Below are 19,842 nucleotides of genomic sequence, written 5' to 3'. Positions count from 1 at the left end.
AGGTTAGTGAAACGTATAAATGACTTTTACACTCGCTTTAATTTCTAATTCACCAGGTTGAATTTGTGTAGAGGCAGCCTTTGCTACGAAGCTAGTTTGATATAGAACTGGCAGTAATCCAGTTGGGATTTCTTCAATGGTTTCGGGAATTTGTTGCAAAGTAATATTAGCAGCCTTCGCTAATGCTAATGCTTTTTGTTTGGCATTTTGGAAGGCAAGTTCAAGCGCTTGATGATAATACATATCATGATTGGATAATGAAAAACGAATATTTGAAACAGAGTTGGCTCCATTTTTGATGGATGTGTCAACGATGTTGCCAACTCGATCAATATTTTTTGTTAGAATTTCAATCATATGATGTACTTTGTAATTTTTGAAAATCTCTTTACCATCCAGATATTCATATTGGGGATCCATACGATATTCCTTCGTTTTAATTTGGTCATCTGGAATGCCGAGTTTACCTAATCCTGTAAGAATTTTGGCCATTGCTGTAGCATTTTGCTGTTGCGCCAAGATAGGGTCCTTATTTTCTGTGATTACACCTAATGTAATAATCGCCTGATTTGGAGAAGCTTGAATGGTTGCTTCACCGTTAACGGTTAATTTGTTAGGACACTCACGTGAATGATAATTGGCTTCACCTTGAAATGGAGGGAAGGACTCGTAATTCATGTAAAAGAACACATCCTTTCTGAGCGATTTCTATCTATTAAGATACGATAAACGTCAGGTGAACATGCCTTTATTAAAGAATTAAAGAGGGGGCCAAAAGAAAAGAGTCAGACTACGCAACAGCTAAATACAGTGTTCGGAACACTACAAACTGATTTAGAGTGCGAGGTCTGCCCCTTGTGACACCCTCTTCATGTTCTTAAACTGAGGGCTAGTCTAGTGTAATTTGTTTTAATGGCTCAACGGCTGGTCCTTCCAGAACCTCCCCGGTTATCGAGTATCGAGAACCATGGCAAGGGCAGTCCCATGTTCGCTCGCCACTGTTCCATTCTACTTCACAGCCCATATGGGTACAGGTGGAGTCTACTATATGTAGAGTTCCATCCATGTCACGGTAACATCCTGCTTTGTCTCCATTAACCTTTACTATGGCTCCTTCGTCATTCTTTAAATCCTCTGGCATTATAGACACCATCGCAAACTTTCCTTGAATTAAGTGTTTTGCAACATCAAGATTGTCTTTTACAATATTCGCTGCACCTTTAAAATGCGAACGTGAAGGGCTAAAGAGCTCTGAGTAGCGATTTTCTTCGTTTACGATCGCATCTGTCATAATTTTTGCTGCAATTGTTCCTTTTGTCATTCCCCATTTAGCATAACCTGTTGCTACCAGTACGTTTGGATGATTGGCCGTTATCGGGCCGATATATGGTAATTTATCAGGAGTTACATAGTCTTGTGCTGACCAGCGATAAGGAATATCGTTAATTCCAAAATGTTTTTCTGCAAAGTCATGGACCATTTCGTAATGCTCGATCATGGAAATCCCTTGTCCCGTTTTATGCGTTTCGCCCCCTATAAGAACGAGTTTTTCTCCATTTAAATCGGTATAACGAAATGTTCTCGTTGGATTGTCTGCACTAATATACATTCCACCAGGGAACTCATTCTTCGTTTTAACAGCTAATACATAAGAGCGTTCTGCATGCATTCTTGCAAAATAGAGTCCCATTTCGTCATTGAATGGGAAATGGGAAGCTGTTATCACATAATTACATGTTATTGTTGCCCCATTGTCTGTAATAATTACTGGTTTTTCCCCATCCTTGACTTTCATTGCTGTCGTATGTTCAAAAATTGCCCCATGGGCGCTTGTTATATGAGGGAGTAAACCGGTTAGATATTTCAATGGATGGAACTGATATTGATTTTTCATAACAATTGCCGCTTTACACGGAATGGAAAAAGGAATGGTATCGGTATATTCACCAGGAATTCCAAGTCTTTCATATGCTTTCATTTCACTTTCAATTTGCTTAGCATATTCATCTGTTTCAGCGTAAACGTAGGCATCTTCTTTCGTTAGATCACAATCAATACGATGTGTATCAGCTGTTTTCTGAATAAAGTCCATCGCTTCTATATTCGCTTGATAATATAATTTTGCTTTTTCTTCACCATGATCAGTAATGAGTTGATCATAAATTAAGCCGTGTTGTGCAGTGATCTTCGCAGTGGTATGTCCTGTCGTGCCAGTCAAAAGAGAACCGGCCTCGATAAGTACTGTCCGTATTCCTCTTTTTGCAAGGAGGTAAGCACTAGTGATTCCGGTAATTCCTCCGCCAACTATAGCAACATCAGTTTCTATATCTTGAGTTAGCTTTGGGAAATTTGGGAAGGAAAGATGGTCCCGCCAATAAGGTTCCGGGTATTGTGGTAAATTTTGATAATGTTTATTTTGGTTTGGCATGGAATGGTGCCTCCTAATAGTCTAAATAAATAAGTGTAGAGTAGAACGAGTAGTCATATTTAAAGATGCCCAGTTATTACCATACCCAGATTTATTCGGTTATACACGTTACTTTTTAAAAGGATGAGATGATTAGGAAGAAAGTAAAACAGCGATAAGTGATAGAGGATGACTGTTTATCCCATAGGGTAATATATTACCTAAATTCAGGTAATAAGAATTAATGTTTACAATTTCGTTTACTTGTACACAAAAATGTAAACATTGTACACGAATAACGTTTACAAGTATACAAACATGTACACATGTTGATTTAAAGCGATGTGTACATGTTTAGATGTGTTGTATACGAAAATGTGTACAAAAATATTGTTACATCTGCGTCTATTGGATTATTGACCAATCTCTTAAACTTTCATATTCTTAAATAGAAGTAATATCCACATTACATACTCAAAGTGAGTAGAAGGGATTGATTAAATGAGTACGTCAAGAATTGCTGCAGTCGATGTAGGAAATGATGCAATCAAAGCTATATTTGGAAAGATGGATTCGGAACTATATATTCCGAATGTTATCGCTCGTGATGTTGAGGACCGTCCTGTAATTGGAATTGAGGATCTTGATCAACAAGACCCTATTGAAGGAATCCATATTCGTGTTCACTCCCCTGCTCTTTTGGAAAATAATGCGATTTATCGAGTTGGGAATTTGGCAACAAAAAGTGATAATCCTTTTGAATTAGATCCTGGGAGTAGCAAATCGGAGGAAGATCAAACACTGGTTATGTTGTTTGCTACCTTAGCACTTGATGCAGTTAATGAAAAACAAGCAGCTGCTTTCAAAAAAACAAATAATGTAATCGATGCGAACTATACTCTTGGAACAGGATTACCGCTTCGTGAAGTAAAAGAAGGACGAGATGTAGGGTACCGGTCTAAACTATTAGGCTCTGTCCATCAAGTAGAGTTTTTAATAACCCCTAAATATCAAGGATTGAAAGTAAATATTAAGTTTGATGAAGTGAAGGTGTATCCAGAAGGGTTTGCGGCGTATATTAACCTTGTGATGGATAACAATTCAAACGTTATTAATCGTGACTTAATTGACAAACAAATATTAATTCAGGATATTGGTGGATTATCTACAGATATCGCTGTAATTAAAAATCGTAAAGTTGATGATGATAAAGCGCAAGGCTTTAATCTTGGTGTAGCAGAAGCGTTGGAAGCCATTCGTGAGGAAATTCGCAAAAAGCACGGTGTTGAACTTGATAGTAGACGTGATGTAGTAGAAATCATTACTAAGAAAAACGATCGTAATCACATTATGGTTCGTGGGTCTAGAACAAGTGTTCATGATATTACGGATCGAATTCTTGGTGAACTTGCAAAAAAACAATACCGTCATTTACGTAATGTTTGGCAAAAAAATTCGCAAACAGAAATTTGCTATTTTATAGGCGGTGGTTCCATCGTATTGAAGGATTATTTAAAGGCATTGAATAATCATTTAGATGGCTACAACATTGATTTCTTTGAAGATGAGAAAGAAAGTATCTGGATGATGTCGAATGCGTATTACAAATTAATAACGGATTTTGTTAGAAAAAACTCAAAAATAGAAGCGAAAAAGGAAGAGCAAAAAACCGGATCCGCTAAATAGGTGTAATGAATGAAAAAAACTACTCCAAGTATTCAAAGGGGACAAGCCATTACCTTTCGAATTCCTTCTGATGCTCCAGATCACACGTTAAGGCAATTGCGAAAACTAAAGGAGACGGAAAAACGTAATTTTTCCAGCACTATTGCAGAATATGTAATGGAAAGCGTAGGACGTACAACCTTTCAAGATCAAGAAATGATTGCGATTCCCTTGCCTCATAAATTAAGTAAATCACAACGGGATTGGTTGAAGCACGCACACTCTGAAGCCTTGCTCGGGAGTATTGTTTACCAGCTATTAACAGACCCGCTCCGGGCAACTGCTCTGCTTGCATCTTTGAATAGCAATGCACTTGATATTGATGATGCCTTGTATTTACAAGAAGAATCAGTTGCTTCAGCAGAACTGGAGCAGAGTGATGAAGAAGATATTCAGGATCAATTAAAAGATCCTGTTCTTGATTTAGATGACTTCGATTGGGGGCAAATGGATCAAGAAACAGAATCTATTGAAGAAAGTGAGCAAGAAGAGGATCTAGATGATTTATTAGGTGATTTTCTTGCACAAATGAATAAGTAGTGAAGATGCCCTAAGGTCTGACCTCATCCTTTCTATTCAGTTATTCGCTAGTAGTTGAACTGAGAATAGTAGATGAGGCAGATCTTTTTGTTTTGAGATTATAGAATGCAACAATCGAATTTGTTAGTCCCGTTCTACTGTCGCTAAGATCTTCGCTTTCGCTTCGATCAATCGACAGTACGAACCCTATTCAACGAACTCAGACTAAGTACGACGCGTCCTCATGGCTTCGTCTTTAGTGACTCGCATCCTGTGGGCCTCAACTAAACCGCTGAAGATCACGGCGGTAAATTTCACTGTATCTCACCAATCGGGCTTTTACAGGTAGTTATCCCCACCAAATTTTCTTCGATTCTTCTAAGTCTTGAGGTGGGGTTTTACTATCGTTAATGCGGGAAAATGAAAAGATCTTGTTCGTTTTAATCAAATCAAGAAGGGGGAACACTATTTAAAGTGCTCATAGGAAACATACCTCGAAAAATATGTCATTTTCTAAGCTAAAATAGATGGAAGATGAAACGCTGCTAATTTCCTTAAAATAATAGTTATGTTTTCATAACACTATAGCGACTTTAAGAAATGGTATACTGGCATAAGTATTTTAACTAAAAAATGTACGGAGAGTAGGCTGGAATAAAATGAAATTTACGGAACTTGGGATTCGTTTAACAGTTGAACAGATGTTGAATCAGAATGGAATTTATGAACCGACATCGATTCAAGAACGTGCAATTCCTGAAATTATTGCAAAAAAGGATGTTATAGCAAAGGCACAAACGGGAACAGGAAAAACATTGGCGTTTTTGCTTCCTATTATTGAAACGGTGGATGTTCAAGTTCGACATATTCAATCGCTTATTGTAACACCAACAAGAGAGCTTGCCCTGCAGATTACTGCAGAACTTCAGAAGTTCGCGGACCATATTGACGGGTTAAATGTTTTGGCTGTGTACGGGGGGCAAGATGTGGAACGTCAAATGAAAAAGCTTGAACGGGGTATTTCTGTTGTTGTTGCGACTCCAGGGAGGCTCCTTGATCATATGAGACGTGGAACGATTGATCTTTCGCAGGTTGACAAGCTTGTGTTGGATGAAGCGGATCAAATGCTTCATATTGGTTTCTTGCCAGAGGTAGAAGAAATTATTGAACATCTTCCAATTGAAAGACAAACCTTATTGTTCTCAGCAACCATGCCTGAACAGGTAAAACAGCTAGCGAAACGTTTTATGAACAGTCCTGTCACAATATCAGTTAAAAGTGAAGGTGTAACTGTAAAAGAGATTCGCCAAGTTGTAATTGAAACAACAGATCGTGCCAAACAAGCGACGTTGTTTAAAATGATTGATGAAGAACGTCCATTCTTGGCGATCATTTTTTGTAGAACAAAACGTAGAGTGTCTAAATTGTATGATGCTTTGAAAAATGCAGGATATAGCGTGGATGAACTACATGGAGATTTATCTCAAGCGAAGAGAGAACGGGTAATGAAGAGCTTTCGTGATGCGGCGATTCAAGTATTAGTAGCAACAGATGTAGCAGCACGGGGTCTGGATGTTGAAGGGGTTACTCATGTGTTTAATTATGATATTCCAGAAGATACAGAAAGTTATATTCATCGGATTGGACGTACGGGGCGCGCTGGTGAACATGGATTAGCAGTTACCTTTGTTGCTGCAAAAGACGAGGAAGAACTGTTGGAGATAGAAAAAGGGATTCAATTAAAATTGGAGCGAAGAAGATTTGATGGAATTAAAGTGAATGAAACAGCAGAAGCTCCGCGTAAGAAAAAGCGTCCTCAGGGGAATAATGCGCGTCAGGATTACAACAAGCGTCATGGAATAGAGAGTAAGGGGCAGAAGAAAGAAAGCGGAAGAAAACGTCAGAGTGCGGGTGGAAGTTATCGAGATTCAACAGCTTCTACTCGTTCTTCTTCATCAAGAGGAAGTAATCGACGATCTAGGTAGTAAAGATAATGTTATCAGGGTCTGATCTTGACCTCTTTATACAGTATATAGTGCATAACATGTGCATTTAATATTGTGTGTAAGAGCTACGGGATCGGACCCTTTGCTATTATGACAAGCTTTTTTGGCTTGTCTAGAAAATATACGCCTTAAGACGTACTTGAAAATATACCTCTAGCTCGTTATGGGAAATGTCAAAACTAGATATGCTAGAAATACGAAATGACGAAAGGAGGAAAACGAAATGAAAAAGTTCGGATTATTTATAGTGGGGGCAATTGCAGCGCTTATTTTGCTCGCAAATGTTGGACCACTTATCGGTTTAGTCATCTCTTTAGGGATTCTGTATTACAGTTTCAAACAATTACTAAGCACAGAATCGGTAGTTGCAAAAATTGCTTGGGTGATCGTCCTGTTAATTGCCTTGAGCTTTGCTATCTCAAGTTTCCCTTCAGTGTTAGGACTTATTGCAGCATATATTCTCTATGTTGTGTACCGCAAATGGAATAAATCAAAAGAAACGATCATCGAAGAAAGTAATGATCCATTTACAAATTTTGAAAAGCAATGGGCAGATTTAAACAAATAAGATAAATAGGTATGACATCATTCGCAAAGGTAAAAAGTGAAATACGTTCAACTTGCCTAGCTTACCTATGAATAACAAGGTGGTCGAGAACCGCCCGACTATTAGGAGGAATTTATATGACTAACTTATTCTCAAGAATTAAGCAAACAATTTCTGCAGATTTTCATGAAATGTTAGATAAAAAAGAAGAAAAGAACCCGATTGCTTTATTAAATCAGTACCTACGCCAATGTGAGGCTGAAACTGAAAAAGTACGTAAAATGGTAGAACGCCAATATCTATTAAAAAATGAATTTCAAAAAGAGCTTCAAGAAGCGACTGATCTTGCGGAAAAACGAAAGCATCAAGCGGGGATTGCTGAGCAAGCAGGAGAAAGTGAGTTGCAAAACTTTGCGGATATAGAAAGTCAACAATATGCAGAGCGGGCTGTACGCCTTAAAGAGGCACTTCAAGAAAATGAAAAGCAATTAAGCGAGCTTGAACAAAAGTATCGTGAAATGAAGCATAAACTAAAAGATATGAGCATAAAACGAATGGAGTTAATGGGGCGTGAAAACATAGCACGTGCACATCACCGTATTAATACAGTTTTAGATACGACTGTTTATTCGAATAAGCCGATTGCTAAATTTGAAGAAATGGAAAGCTATTTGGACCGGCTTGAACACGGGATTAACTCATCCTATCACCGCAACACAATTGACGCAAAGATTATTCAGTTGGAAAAGGATCTGAAAAATAAAGATACACAATCGATATCATAAAAATATTTAATACCATCAAATATAGAGAAGGAATAGGTAATGTAACTTTAATTAATTGCACGCTTTAAGTGAACAAAACTATGTCCCCTTTTCCTTCATATAAAACTCATGGTATTCTAAATGAGGGTGTCCCAAGTGAAGAGTCAGACCCGATAACTTCTAAAGACAGTATAAGATACATGTATGAAACACTATGTACTGATTTAGAGAGTGAGGTTAGACCTTTATGAGACTCCCTCATTCGTTCTATCTTAAATTGTTGAAAAACCTTCATCTCCTATATAGGTGGCGGATGACAGCAAATTAATAGAATTGAACGAGACAGCTAACGGAGGAGTTCCCTATGTTTAAACAACTGAAAACAGAATACTTAGGCTGGCTATTTCTCATTGGTATCATCCTTCTTATATCTGAAATTGTCTTCTTTGATGGAGGGCTTATCTACTCGCTTGCTTTATCAATTGGTTGTCTGTATATCGGTAGAAAATTATCGCCACGGTCTTTAGGGAAAATCTTATATTTAATTGGGATTGTCAGTTCGATCATTATTGTGTTAAATATGATGATTTTTAAGTTTTTCGTTTTTGCTATTTTCGTTTATATTTTGCTTGTTTACTTTCAGTCGAAGAAAAATCCAGAGTGGGTTAAACCATATTTAATAGAGCCAGAACAAAAAAAGGAACAGATAGAGTCAGAGCCATTATTGAAAAAAGAGTATTTGTTTGAAAATAAACTGATGGGCCATCAGAAGACAACAGATGATGTGTATGAATGGAACAATATTAATATACAACGCGGGATTGGCGATACGGTTATTGATTTAAGTCACACCATTCTCCCGAAAGGTGAAGTGGTTATTTCCATTCAAAGCTTTGTAGGTAATTTGCAAGTACTTATCCCATATGATACTGAAGTCAGGATTCATCATTCTGTCATTGCGGGAAGAGCAGCCATTTTTCAAAAACAAGAAACGAAGGTATACAATCAAATTCTTTCTTATCAAACGAAAGAGTTTGATGCGGCGGATCAAAGAATTCATCTCATCACTTCAGTTGTAGTGGGCGATATCGAGGTGAAGCGAGTATGAATATCGTAACGCGGCAAATTGCAGCTTCTATGGGTTTAGCATTTTTGATTGGCCTTGTGTTAACAGGTGGTCTCTTTTTTTCATTTCCGTTGAACAACTGGGGGCTGTTGTGGGAAACAAAAGTGATGGATCTGCCATTTATCTTGTTTTACATTAGCTTGATTGTTCTAATTGGAATTGGATGTGGCATCGTAGCAGGTTTGTCTTGGAAGAGGCAGCTAAAAGAGATTAGTGATGAACTCTATCTCGTAGAACAAGGACGACCACCATCCAGCAATGAAAACTACTCTGTTTTGGAATTAACGACGATATCGAAACAAATTGTCCAGGTACATCATCAAGTCTCTGAACAAATTAAATTATCACAGAAGTTGGCAAATGATAAAGCAGAAGATCAAGAGAAAAGAATTCAGGAGATGGTTGTAAGAGAAAGAAATCGATTAGCGCGGGAACTACATGATTCTGTCAGCCAACAACTTTTCGCCACTTCGATGCTTATGTCGGCAATTACTGAGTCAACCGGTGATGAAGATACTAGTAGTGCTAAACAGCTTAAGATGGTTGAGGGTATGATTCATCAATCACAACTTGAGATGAGGGCGTTGTTGTTACATTTGCGGCCTGTACCTCTTCATAATAAATCTTTACAAGAAGGGATCGAGGAATTGCTTGTGGAATTATCACAAAAAGTCCCTATGAAGGTAAAGTGGAAGCTTGAGCCTATTCCATTAAAGAAAGGGATAGAAGACCATCTTTTTCGAATTCTTCAAGAGTCTGTTTCTAATACATTACGCCATGCAAAGGCGAATTCGCTGGAAGTTTTATTGATCGAACGAGATGGTTTGTTAATTTTGCGGATTGTTGATGATGGGGTTGGTTTTGACGTAGAAACGAATAAAGCTGGCTCATATGGCATGAACAATATGTATGAACGGGCGGTTGAAGTAGGTGGAACACTAAAGATCATTAGCCTTTTAAATAAAGGAACAAGACTTGAAGTGAAAATACCGATGCTAAGTGCGGGAGGTGAGCAAGGTGATTAATGTTATTTTTGTAGATGATCATGAAATGGTTCGAATTGGTGTTTCAGCCTATTTGTCGGCGCAGTCAGATATTCAAGTAATTGGCGAAGCGGATGATGGAGCAGCGGGTGTGAAAATGGCGCTTGAATTGCGACCTGATATCATCTTGATGGACCTGGTTATGAAGGAAATGGACGGAATTGAAGCAACCAGATTAATTATTGAACAATGGCCAGAGGCGAAAATTATTATCGTGACGAGCTTTTTGGATGATGAGAAAGTATATCCTGCTTTAGAAGCGGGAGCAACAAGTTATATGCTGAAAACTTCAAAAGCGAGTGAAATCGCTAACGCTGTGCGTTCTACATTTCATGGTCAAACTGTGCTTGAACCAGAAGTTACCGGTAAAATGATGGCGAAGATGAGGAAGAAACCAGAATCAGCTGCCCATGAATCATTGACCAATCGAGAAATGGAAATCCTACTTTTAATGGCACAGGGAAAAACAAATCAGGAAATTGCAGATGAACTATTTATTGCTTTAAAAACAGCCAAAGTGCATGTGAGTAGCATTTTAAGTAAGCTTGATGTTCAAGACCGTACACAGGCAGTTATTTATGCATTTAAGCATTCTTTGGTGGAGTAAGACAAAAGGAGTCAGGCGTTAAGTACCTGCTTATAGAAGTCTGCTTTTTAGGCTACAACTAAAAGAGAATCTGTTTAGGTGACATGAGGAAATACACTAATCAGATTATCATAAGTTGGGCCTCTTTTTTCTCTGTGGAAAAGGGGCGGGGCTTCGCAGGATCAGCTTTGCACCACCACCTTCGTTAGGTTATACAATTCTAGAATTTGAACCTTTTCCATCGTAGAGCCTTAGAGCAGACGCTCATGAACGTTTTCTCTGTAAAAGAATGTTTGGTTAACTAATGAGCAACGAAAGATGAAAGATATCACTCTGATAGAAGTTTAATTTTATCGGAAGTTTGGAGGATTTATGAAATCAGGAAACATACAAACTGTAATTGGAGTAGGTCGTTTATTAGACGGTGAGAATATTCCCTATCAATTTACTTATGAAGTGGCTTTATTAATTCAAGGCGTAGCAATAAAAGAACCAGTCGAAATTACGGTCGACGTACAATGGGATTTGTTTAATGAAGCTTATCAGTTATTTGGGGATTATTCACCATCTCACCTTATAAAGACGCCAGAGCGAGCGTCATTTCAATTTAGTGTGGACGATCAGCTCATTACAGTGGCTTGTTGTTTTAATACTACGATAAAAACCGACCCGTATCGAATTTCGGTAGCTGTTAGAGGAATAGAAATTTGGTGCCAATCCCTTTATAGTTATTTTTATGATGAGAAAATGGCAATGTACTCTGAGCATATTCATGACTATTTAGCGGCGATCCAGCAAGGTTTAACTGAAGAAAATGAAGCAGCGTGGAATCAGAATAATTATGTCGCCTTAGTGAATCGTTACGGAGAGCCTGAACAGCTCGCATCGAAAATCCTTCATAATCCGAAATGGCGTCTTCAGCCGTTTTACCGGTATATGGGTAATCTTTGTGAGAAGAAAGTGATGCATCTGATGGGCTCGAATGGGGTGAAGGCTGTGGCAATGGCTGCTCTCGGGGCTGAGGTTAAGGTAGTTGATTTCTCACGGGAAAATGCAACCTTTGCTAAGGAGTTGGCTGAAGCTGCGCATGTGTCGGTGGATTATATTATTTCTGATGTTCTATCATTGGCTATGGGTGATGCTGATTATGATCTAGTACTGATGGAGCTTGGTGTTTTACATTATCTAATTGATTTAGCACCGTTAATGGAGCTTGTTCAAACGCTCTTAAAGCCAGGTGGTCGCTTTATTTTGCATGAATTTCACCCGATATCTACCAAACTAATTACTTCATCTGGAAAGAAGCATAAAATAACGGGCAATTATTTCGATCCTCAGATTGAATTGAATAATGTCGCATTTTCCAAACATATGCCGGATGGGATACAAGAAAAACTATTACAAGTCGCACAGCGAAAATGGACAATAGGAGAACTTGTCACTGCAGTTGGTAAATCTGGGCTCATTATAAAGGTACTTGAAGAAGAGCCAAATCATAAGATGCATGATATCGGGTTGCCGAAAACATATACTCTTGTCGTGGAAAAACATTAAAACATTTAAAGTCTAGGGTGAGCTGATCTTTTGTATGGTGGATAGATCAGTAGAGCGTAATAGTGTATTGGTAAAACTTTTGCATCTTTTTTAGATATGTTTTGAAAAAAATGTTAGCGAAAAGAGCACCTGTTCATATAGGTGCTCTTTTGTTTGTCAAAATTTGAAAACATTTGTCTTGACTAACGCTGGAGTTTTAATATAAGATTATTCCAACTATTATTACAATTTAATATGTTCTTATCAAGAGAGGTGGAGGGACTGGCCCTTTGAAGCCCGGCAACCGTTGACAATTGTCAGTACGGTGCTAATTCCAGCGGAGTAATGGCTCTGGCAGATAAGGTGGAATGCAAACGCAAACTTCTTCTTATCGGAGAAGTTTTTTTGTCTTATCGAAGAAGGGCCATAATTTAATCATAGAGGAGATAGTGAAATGAAATATGGTTATTGGTTGCCGATATTCGGCGGATGGCTACGAAATGTAGAAGATGAGAAGATGCCTCCAACTTTTGAGTATGCAAAAAAAGTAACGCAAGCTGCAGAAAAGTGGGGCTATGATACTACCCTTGTCGCTGAACTTAACTTAAATGATATTAAAGGCCCGGAAAGTGATTCGCTTGAAGCTTGGTCAACGGCAGCTGCCCTTGCCGCTGTGACAGAAAAAATTGAAATTATGACAGCTGTTCGTCCTGGTTTTCATAATCCGGCAGTAACGGCAAAAATGGCGGCGAATATTGATCAAATCTCAAATGGACGTTTTACATTGAATGTTGTTTCTGCGTGGTGGGAGGAAGAGGCTCGTCAGTATGGGGGAGTTTTTACAGCCCATGATGAACGCTATGAGCGTACAGAGGAATTTATTGAAGTGCTTAAAGGATTGTGGACAGAAGATACGTTTTCGTATGACGGGAAATATTATTCGATTGCTAATGCCCATTTGCATCCGAAACCTGTACAGCGCCCGAATCCAATTCTTTATGCAGGTGGAGAAAGCGTACGTGGCAAAGAGACTATTGTCAATCAATGTGATGCTTATGTCATGCACGGTGGAACAGTTGAGGAAGTTGCTGTCAAGATTCAAGGAATGAAGCAGCAACGAGAAGCAGCAGGAAAATCACCATTTTCTACCTTTGGAATGGCTGCTTACGTTGTGTGTCGAGATACAGAAGAACAAGCTCAGGAAGAGCTAGCCCGAATTACGGATGTAAAAGAATCAAGTTCATATGCTGGATACAACGACTTTGTAAGTAAGTCGCAATTGGAACAACAGGTTAAGTTATTTGACTACTCTGTTTCGAATCGTGGGTTGCGTCCGAATCTAATTGGGACACCTGATCAAATTGCTGATCAAATTCTTGCGTTTGAAGCAGTGGGCGTTGATTTGTTATTGTTGCAATTCTCTCCTCAGCTTGAAGAAATGGAGCGATTTGCTAAACAAGTAATGCCGCTCGTAGAAGAAAAACGAACTAAAGTTCAAGTATAAGGATATAGATGAATTTAGGAGGAGATAAAATGAGTAAAATTTACGTTATTCATGAAAACAGCGAGTGGACCGCCCATTTAACAAATCGACTGGAGGAACTCCAATTGCCATATGAGGAGTGGCATCTCGATCAAGGACTCGTGGACTTGACAGAAGCTCCGCCGGAAGGAGTGTTTTATAGCCGGATGAGCGCATCATCTCATACAAGAGGCCACCGGTATGCTCCGGAATTAACGGAAGGTGTCTTATCATGGTTAGAAGAACATGATCGAACAGTATTTAATGGCACGCGTGCATTACGTTTAGAGTTAAGTAAAATTAATCAGTATACTGCTTTAAGAAAACAAGGGATAACTGTTCCAAAAACGATTGCGGCAATTGGTAGTGATAACATTCTAAAGGCAGCTGAAAAGCTAGGTAGTGCTTCATTTATTACTAAGCATAATCGTGCAGGAAAAGGGCTTGGTGTTCAATTATTCCATTCTATAGAAGGGTTAAAGCAATATTTAGATGGCCCGACATTTGAAGAACCAGTAGATGGCATTACCTTGATTCAAGAATATATTAAATCTCCAGAAGCATATATTACACGTTGTGAGTTTGTTGGCGGCAAATTTGTCTATGCGGTTCGAGTAGACACTTCTGAAGGATTTGAACTTTGTCCAGCGGATGCTTGTGCAATTGGCGACCTATTCTGTCCGGTAGGTGAAGTGGTTGAGGAAAAACCTAAATTCCAAATTGTAGAAGGTTTTGATGAGCCGATCATTGAACAATATGAACAATTTTTGAAGGCGAATCAAATTACTGTTGCTGGTATCGAATTTATCCGTAATGAAAAAGGTGAGATATTTACATATGATGTGAATACGAACACTAATTACAATTCAGATGCTGAGAAAGCAGCTGGAAAGTATGGCATGCTTGAATTGGCGAAGTTTTTAGGGGCTCAATTGAAAACAACAGAGACCGTTAGATAATCGTAATGAGGACTCACTCTATTTAAAATTACAGGAGAGCCTCGTTGTTTGTATCCAATTCCACAGGTTAGATTAAAAGGGTCAGACCTAGCACTCACCGCACAGTTTAAAGTGTTACTTACACTATAAACTGTGTGTCGTAGTTGCTGGGTCTGACCCTTACTTATAGGATAGCGTCTTTTGCATAAACATTAAGCTTGCGCTTCGTTTTTATCGATCCAGTCTTCAACGTTCCAAACTTTTGTTACCCAGTCTTCATAAAAATCAGGTTCGTGGCAGACGAGAACGATGGTACCTTTATATGCCATCATAGCTCGTTTTAATTCTTCCTTAGCTACAACATCAAGGTGGTTTGTCGGCTCATCAAAAATTAACCAATTACTTTCGTTCATCATTAATTTGCAAATGCGTACTTTTGATTGTTCTCCACCACTTAGTTGATTCATAGGACGGGTGATATGTTCATTTTTCAAACCGACACGTGCTAGAATGCCGCGCACTTGTGCTTGCTCTAAGCCTGGGAAGGCATTCCAAATTTCATCAATTGGCGTTGTGTTTCCGGCTTTCACTTCTTGTTCGAAATAAGAAGGGAATAGGAAGTCCCCGAGAATACGTTTTCCGCTAAGTGGTTCAATTTTGCCGAGAATCGTTTTTAATAAAGTTGATTTACCAACACCATTCATGCCGACAACTGCAATTTTTTCGCCGCGCTCAACCGTCATTGTTAGTTTTGGAAGTAATGGATGGTCATAGCCGATTTCGAGATTCTCCCCTTCGAAGACGAAGCGACTGCTACCGCGTGATTCCTTGAAATCAAAAGTTGGTTTCATAGCTGTTTCAGGACGGTCAATTCGTTCAATTCGTTCAAGCTGTTTTTGCCGGCTTTTCGCACGGCCAGATGTCGAGTAACGAGCTTTATTTTTTGCGATGAAGTCTTCTTGCTTTTTAATAAAATCTTGTTGTTTTTCATAGGCATTGATATGCTGATTCTTATTAATTTCAGCAAGTTCAAGGAATTTTTCATAAGTAGCTGTATAACGAGTTAACTTAGAAAATTCTAGATGGAAAATTACGTCCACTACACCGTTCATGAATTCGGTGTCATGGGAAATTAAAAGGAAAGCATGCGGATATTCTTTTAAGTAATTGCTTAACCAGCGAATATGCTCTACATCAAGGTAGTTGGTTGGCTCATCAAGTAAAAGGACCTCAGGTTGTTCAAGTAAAAGTTTAGCTAATAAAACTTTTGTTCGTTGACCTCCGCTTAAGGAAGCAACGTCACGATCGAGACCAATTGCATCTAAGCCAAGTCCGCGAGCGGCATCTTCAATCTTGATATCTAGATTATAAAAACCGCCAGCTTCGAGCTTATCTTGAATTTTGCCCATTTGTTCGAGTAGGTCTTCCAATTCCTCGGGCGTAGCCGTTCCCATTTTTTCTGTTACTTCATTTAATAGTTTTTCCTGTTCGAATAAAGGAAGATACGCATCGCGCAACACATCGCGCATAGTTCTGCCTTTTGTAAGAACGGTATGTTGATCTAAATAGCCGTATTCTGTACCAGGTGTCCACTCCACACGTCCAGTGTCATGGATCAACTGTCCAGTGATGATGTTCATCATAGTCGATTTTCCGACGCCGTTTGCACCTACTAACCCAATATGTTCACCAGCCATTAATCGAAATGATACGTCCTTGAATAGCGTGCGATCACCGAATGAATGGCCTAATTTATCTATAGAAAGTAAACTCATTTCTTTTGGAACCTCCAATGAAAAGTAAAAACTCTATTTTTTATCATACTAAAATCCTTAATAGATTGCTATGCTTCACCAAGAAGAATTGAATGGGAATTCGAGGACAATGCGTTATCGACAAATTTCCCAGGAAATCGATGTTTCGCCCTTCAAGCTATTTTATGCGATAATAGACGTAATGAGCTTTAATGGAAAATAAGAAAGCGTATGGGGTTTCTAAGGGAATTTGCGCTTTTTCTGTGGAAAAGGGGCGGGGCTCCGCAAAATCAGCTCCGCACCACCATCTTCATAAGGTGACACAGTTTGAGAACCTGAACCTTTTCATCGTCGGGTCGGGAGCAGACCCTCAAGGACGTTTCTTATTATGGAATTTTGAAAGGATGTTATTTATGAGTAAAACTGTCGTGTTGGCCGAAAAGCCATCAGTCGGAAGAGATATAGCGAAGGTCTTAAATGCGCACAAAAAAGGGAATGGATTCTTTGAAGGTGATCAATATATTGTGACATGGGCGCTCGGTCATTTAGTGACTCATGCTGATCCTGAAGCCTATGATGAAAAATACAAAGCGTGGAAGCTTGAAGATTTACCTATGCTCCCGTCTACTTTAAAGTTGGTTGTTATTAAACAAACTGGTAAACAATTTCAAATTGTCAAAACTCAACTGAACCGTCCTGACGTTAAGAATGTTGTTATTGCAACTGATGCTGGTCGTGAGGGTGAACTCGTTGCTCGCTGGATTCTAGAAAAAGCTAATGTAAAAAAGCCTGTTAAGCGTCTTTGGATCTCATCTGTAACAGATAAAGCGATTAAAGATGGATTTAACAAGCTGCGCGATGGGAAGGAGTATGAAAATCTATATGCATCGGCTGTTGCCCGTGCTGAAGCGGACTGGATTGTCGGCATGAATGCGACCCGGGCATTAACGACAAAGCATAATGCCCAATTATCATGTGGACGTGTGCAGACGCCGACCGTGGCGATGATTAGTGCTCGCGAAGAGGAAATTAAAAAGTTTCAGCCAAAGCCATTTTATGGAGTGGCTGTAACGGCTGAACCAAAGCTCCGCCTCGTTTGGCAGGACAGTAAGACCCATGATATTCGCACCTTTGATAAAGCGAAGGCAGATCATGTACTTGCTGTGGTGAAAAATAAAAGTGCAGAAGTGGTGGAAGTAAACAAAACACATAAAAAATCATTTGCTCCACAGCTATATGATTTAACAGAACTGCAAAGAGATGCGAATAAAAAGTTTGGTTACTCAGCAAAAGAGACACTGTCGATCATGCAAAGATTATACGAAAGTCATAAAGTCTTGACCTACCCAAGAACGGATTCGCGTTTTTTATCATCAGATTTAGTGGATACGTTAAAGGAACGGCTTCAAGCAGTTAGCATCAAACCTTACGCCCCAATTGCGGCTAAAATCATGCGTAGCCCGATTAAAGCTAATAAATCCTTTGTGGATGATAGTAAAGTTTCTGATCACCATGCCATCATTCCTACCGAGCAAACACCGCTTCCGGGTAAATTAAGCGATAAGGAATCAAAAATCTATGATTTAGTTGTCAAAAGGTTTCTAGCGGTCCTAATGCCACCGTTTGAATATGAGCAAACAACGATCAAAGTGAATATTGGCGGAGAAAACTTTGTGGCTAAAGGAAAAGTAGTCTTAAAATCCGGGTGGAAAGATGTATACGATTCTCACTTTGAAGATGAGGAAGCGGGCGATGGTCTTGCTGAACAATTGCTGCCATCCATTAAGAAGGGGGAAACTCTCTCTATTTCTTCTATTAAACAAACGCAGGGAGAAACAAAACCGCCGGAACCATTCAATGAAGCGACACTTCTTTCAGCAATGGAGAACCCTGCACGTTTTATGTCAGGAGAAAGCAAAGATTTGATCAAGACAATCGGGGAGACAGGCGGAATCGGAACCGTTGCTACAAGAGCGGATATTATTGAAAAACTGTTTAATTCTTTTTTAATTGAGAAAAAAGGAAAAGGTCTCTATGTTACATCCAAAGGCAAGCAACTACTGAATTTAGCACCACAAGAGCTACGTTCCCCGGCGTTAACAGCACAATGGGAACAAAAGTTGACAGCCATTGCCAAAGGGAAACTGTCAAAGCAGGCTTTTATTGGTGATATGAGAGATTATGCCAAAAAAATTGTCCAAGAAATCAAAAGCAGCGATAAGAAATTTAAGCATGATAATATCACAGGTAGTAAATGCCCGGATTGTGGCAAGCTTTTATTAGAAGTGAATGGAAAAAAAGGAAAAATGCTTGTCTGTCAAGATCGCGAATGTGGCCACCGAAAAGGTGTATCACGTGCAACGAACGCTAGATGTCCTCAATGTCATAAGAAAATGGAAATGCGTGGTCAAGGAGAAGCGCAAACTTTCGTCTGCAAATGCGGATATCATGAAAAACTGTCTTCATTTACAAAAAGAAAAGGGAAAAATAACAACCATAAAGCTACGAAACATGACGTTTCGAAGTACCTTAAACAACAGAATAAAAAAGAGGAACCTATTAACACAGCGCTTGCAGATGCATTAGCTAAGTTAAAGTTTGATAAATAAATGATTGAGGTTATCCCTAAAGTTGTCTGATTTGATGACTACTTCTATAGGGGTAACCTTTTTGTGAAGTTCTTTTTTATATAATTCGTCTTATTGGGTTATACATATGTGATTGTGTGTAATGTTAATAATATCTATATTACTATCTTGATTAGATGAACATATTTCATGGTAACTCGCCAGATGGCAAGCTATTTGCCAACGCTTAAATGAAGTTGCTACCATCAAACAGTGCCCAAACAGAATATAGAATCAAAGGGGAGTCGACGCATGTGTCTAATAAGGGATTGACACTTTGTTTTCACTTTGTGTTAAAAGTAAGTGCCTGATAAAGAGGTATCATTCCGAAGTTTAGTAACTACATTTTTTGCGTTATTAATAACTTAATATTTTTTAAAAATAGTTGTTGACTTCAATAAGCAGAAATAGTACTATAGATTTTGTTGCTAAGAGCTTCTAGCTTCTAGTAAATTAGACAACTTCATTTTGAGCGACAATACCACAGAAGACAACGTGAGATTGTAGTGAATTATTTTTAAAAAAGTGATTGACAAAATGAATGTTAAGATGGTAAGATTTTATTCTGTCTTAAATAATAGTTCTTTGAAAACTAAACAAAGCAGAAACGTCAACGTTTTAATTTAAGTGAGTACACACTATAAAAACAATGAGCAAGTCAAACACTTTTTGGAGAGTTTGATCCTGGCTCAGGACGAACGCTGGCGGCGTGCCTAATACATGCAAGTCGAGCGAATGATTGGGA

At 38.8% G+C, this 19,842-nt stretch carries 15 protein-coding genes, 1 rRNA gene and 1 riboswitch; of the genes, 13 read left to right on the top strand and 3 right to left on the bottom strand.

Annotated elements, in window-relative coordinates; all coding sequences use genetic code 11:
• Positions 1-3: 3 nt before the first annotated feature.
• Positions 4-678, bottom strand: coding sequence for an SIMPL domain-containing protein (locus HNP81_RS15860; protein ID WP_182503243.1), 675 nt, complete (start codon positions 676-678; stop codon positions 4-6).
• A 211-nt stretch (positions 679-889) separates the two neighbouring features.
• The gene (locus HNP81_RS15855) at positions 890-2,428 is read right to left on the bottom strand and encodes an FAD-dependent oxidoreductase (protein WP_182503242.1); all 1,539 of its coding nucleotides are present in this window, start codon (positions 2,426-2,428) and stop codon (positions 890-892) included.
• Between the two features lie 480 nt (positions 2,429-2,908).
• Here HNP81_RS15855 and HNP81_RS15850 point away from each other — a divergent pair, with 480 nt between their 5' ends.
• The 11 genes from HNP81_RS15850 to HNP81_RS15800 all read left to right on the top strand — a co-directional run bounded on the left by HNP81_RS15850 (position 2,909) and on the right by HNP81_RS15800 (position 14,737).
• On the top strand, positions 2,909-4,093 hold the full coding sequence (locus HNP81_RS15850; RefSeq protein ID WP_028393879.1) for a ParM/StbA family protein: 1,185 nt from the start codon (positions 2,909-2,911) through the stop codon (positions 4,091-4,093).
• A gap of 9 nt (positions 4,094-4,102) precedes the next feature.
• Positions 4,103-4,672, top strand: coding sequence for a hypothetical protein (locus HNP81_RS15845; RefSeq protein WP_182503241.1), 570 nt, complete (start codon positions 4,103-4,105; stop codon positions 4,670-4,672).
• 638 nt (positions 4,673-5,310) lie between these two features.
• Entirely contained in the window at positions 5,311-6,636 is a 1,326-nt protein-coding gene (locus HNP81_RS15840; protein WP_182503240.1) for a DEAD/DEAH box helicase, read from the top strand.
• A 244-nt stretch (positions 6,637-6,880) separates the two neighbouring features.
• Positions 6,881-7,225: a lmo0954 family membrane protein gene (locus HNP81_RS15835; RefSeq protein ID WP_028393881.1), complete on the top strand. Its 345-nt coding sequence runs from the start codon at positions 6,881-6,883 to the stop codon at positions 7,223-7,225.
• A gap of 116 nt (positions 7,226-7,341) precedes the next feature.
• Positions 7,342-7,989, top strand: coding sequence for a PspA/IM30 family protein (locus tag HNP81_RS15830; protein ID WP_182503239.1), 648 nt, complete (start codon positions 7,342-7,344; stop codon positions 7,987-7,989).
• Between the two features lie 343 nt (positions 7,990-8,332).
• The gene (gene liaF / locus HNP81_RS15825; RefSeq protein WP_028393883.1) at positions 8,333-9,076 is read left to right on the top strand and encodes a cell wall-active antibiotics response protein LiaF; all 744 of its coding nucleotides are present in this window, start codon (positions 8,333-8,335) and stop codon (positions 9,074-9,076) included.
• Positions 9,073-10,119 (top strand): sensor histidine kinase, encoded by a 1,047-nt coding sequence (locus HNP81_RS15820; RefSeq protein ID WP_182503238.1) that lies wholly within the window; start codon positions 9,073-9,075, stop codon positions 10,117-10,119. The genes liaF and HNP81_RS15820 overlap by 4 nt, the downstream gene beginning before the upstream one ends.
• On the top strand, positions 10,112-10,744 hold the full coding sequence (locus HNP81_RS15815) for a response regulator (protein ID WP_182503237.1): 633 nt from the start codon (positions 10,112-10,114) through the stop codon (positions 10,742-10,744). The genes HNP81_RS15820 and HNP81_RS15815 overlap by 8 nt, the downstream gene beginning before the upstream one ends.
• A gap of 351 nt (positions 10,745-11,095) precedes the next feature.
• Positions 11,096-12,277 (top strand): class I SAM-dependent methyltransferase, encoded by a 1,182-nt coding sequence (locus HNP81_RS15810; RefSeq protein ID WP_246399386.1) that lies wholly within the window; start codon positions 11,096-11,098, stop codon positions 12,275-12,277.
• Between the two features lie 237 nt (positions 12,278-12,514).
• Positions 12,515-12,621: riboswitch (SAM riboswitch) on the top strand.
• An 89-nt stretch (positions 12,622-12,710) separates the two neighbouring features.
• Positions 12,711-13,760: an LLM class flavin-dependent oxidoreductase gene (locus tag HNP81_RS15805; protein WP_182503236.1), complete on the top strand. Its 1,050-nt coding sequence runs from the start codon at positions 12,711-12,713 to the stop codon at positions 13,758-13,760.
• A gap of 29 nt (positions 13,761-13,789) precedes the next feature.
• Entirely contained in the window at positions 13,790-14,737 is a 948-nt protein-coding gene (locus HNP81_RS15800; RefSeq protein ID WP_182503235.1) for an ATP-grasp domain-containing protein, read from the top strand.
• Positions 14,738-14,928: 191 nt separating this feature from the next.
• Here HNP81_RS15800 and HNP81_RS15795 read toward each other — a convergent pair whose 3' ends face one another.
• Complete coding sequence (locus HNP81_RS15795; RefSeq protein WP_028393889.1) at positions 14,929-16,491, bottom strand: ABC-F family ATP-binding cassette domain-containing protein; 1,563 nt, start codon at positions 16,489-16,491, stop codon at positions 14,929-14,931.
• A gap of 392 nt (positions 16,492-16,883) precedes the next feature.
• Here HNP81_RS15795 and HNP81_RS15790 point away from each other — a divergent pair, with 392 nt between their 5' ends.
• Positions 16,884-19,079: a DNA topoisomerase III gene (locus HNP81_RS15790; protein ID WP_182503234.1), complete on the top strand. Its 2,196-nt coding sequence runs from the start codon at positions 16,884-16,886 to the stop codon at positions 19,077-19,079.
• Between the two features lie 684 nt (positions 19,080-19,763).
• Positions 19,764-19,842: ribosomal RNA gene (locus tag HNP81_RS15785) — 16S ribosomal RNA — on the top strand; the annotation flags it as partial.

This window comes from Peribacillus huizhouensis, assembly GCF_014138605.1.
Lineage (GTDB): Bacteria > Bacillota > Bacilli > Bacillales > DSM-1321 > Peribacillus > Peribacillus huizhouensis.
This window is presented reverse-complemented; position numbering and strand designations above follow the sequence as displayed.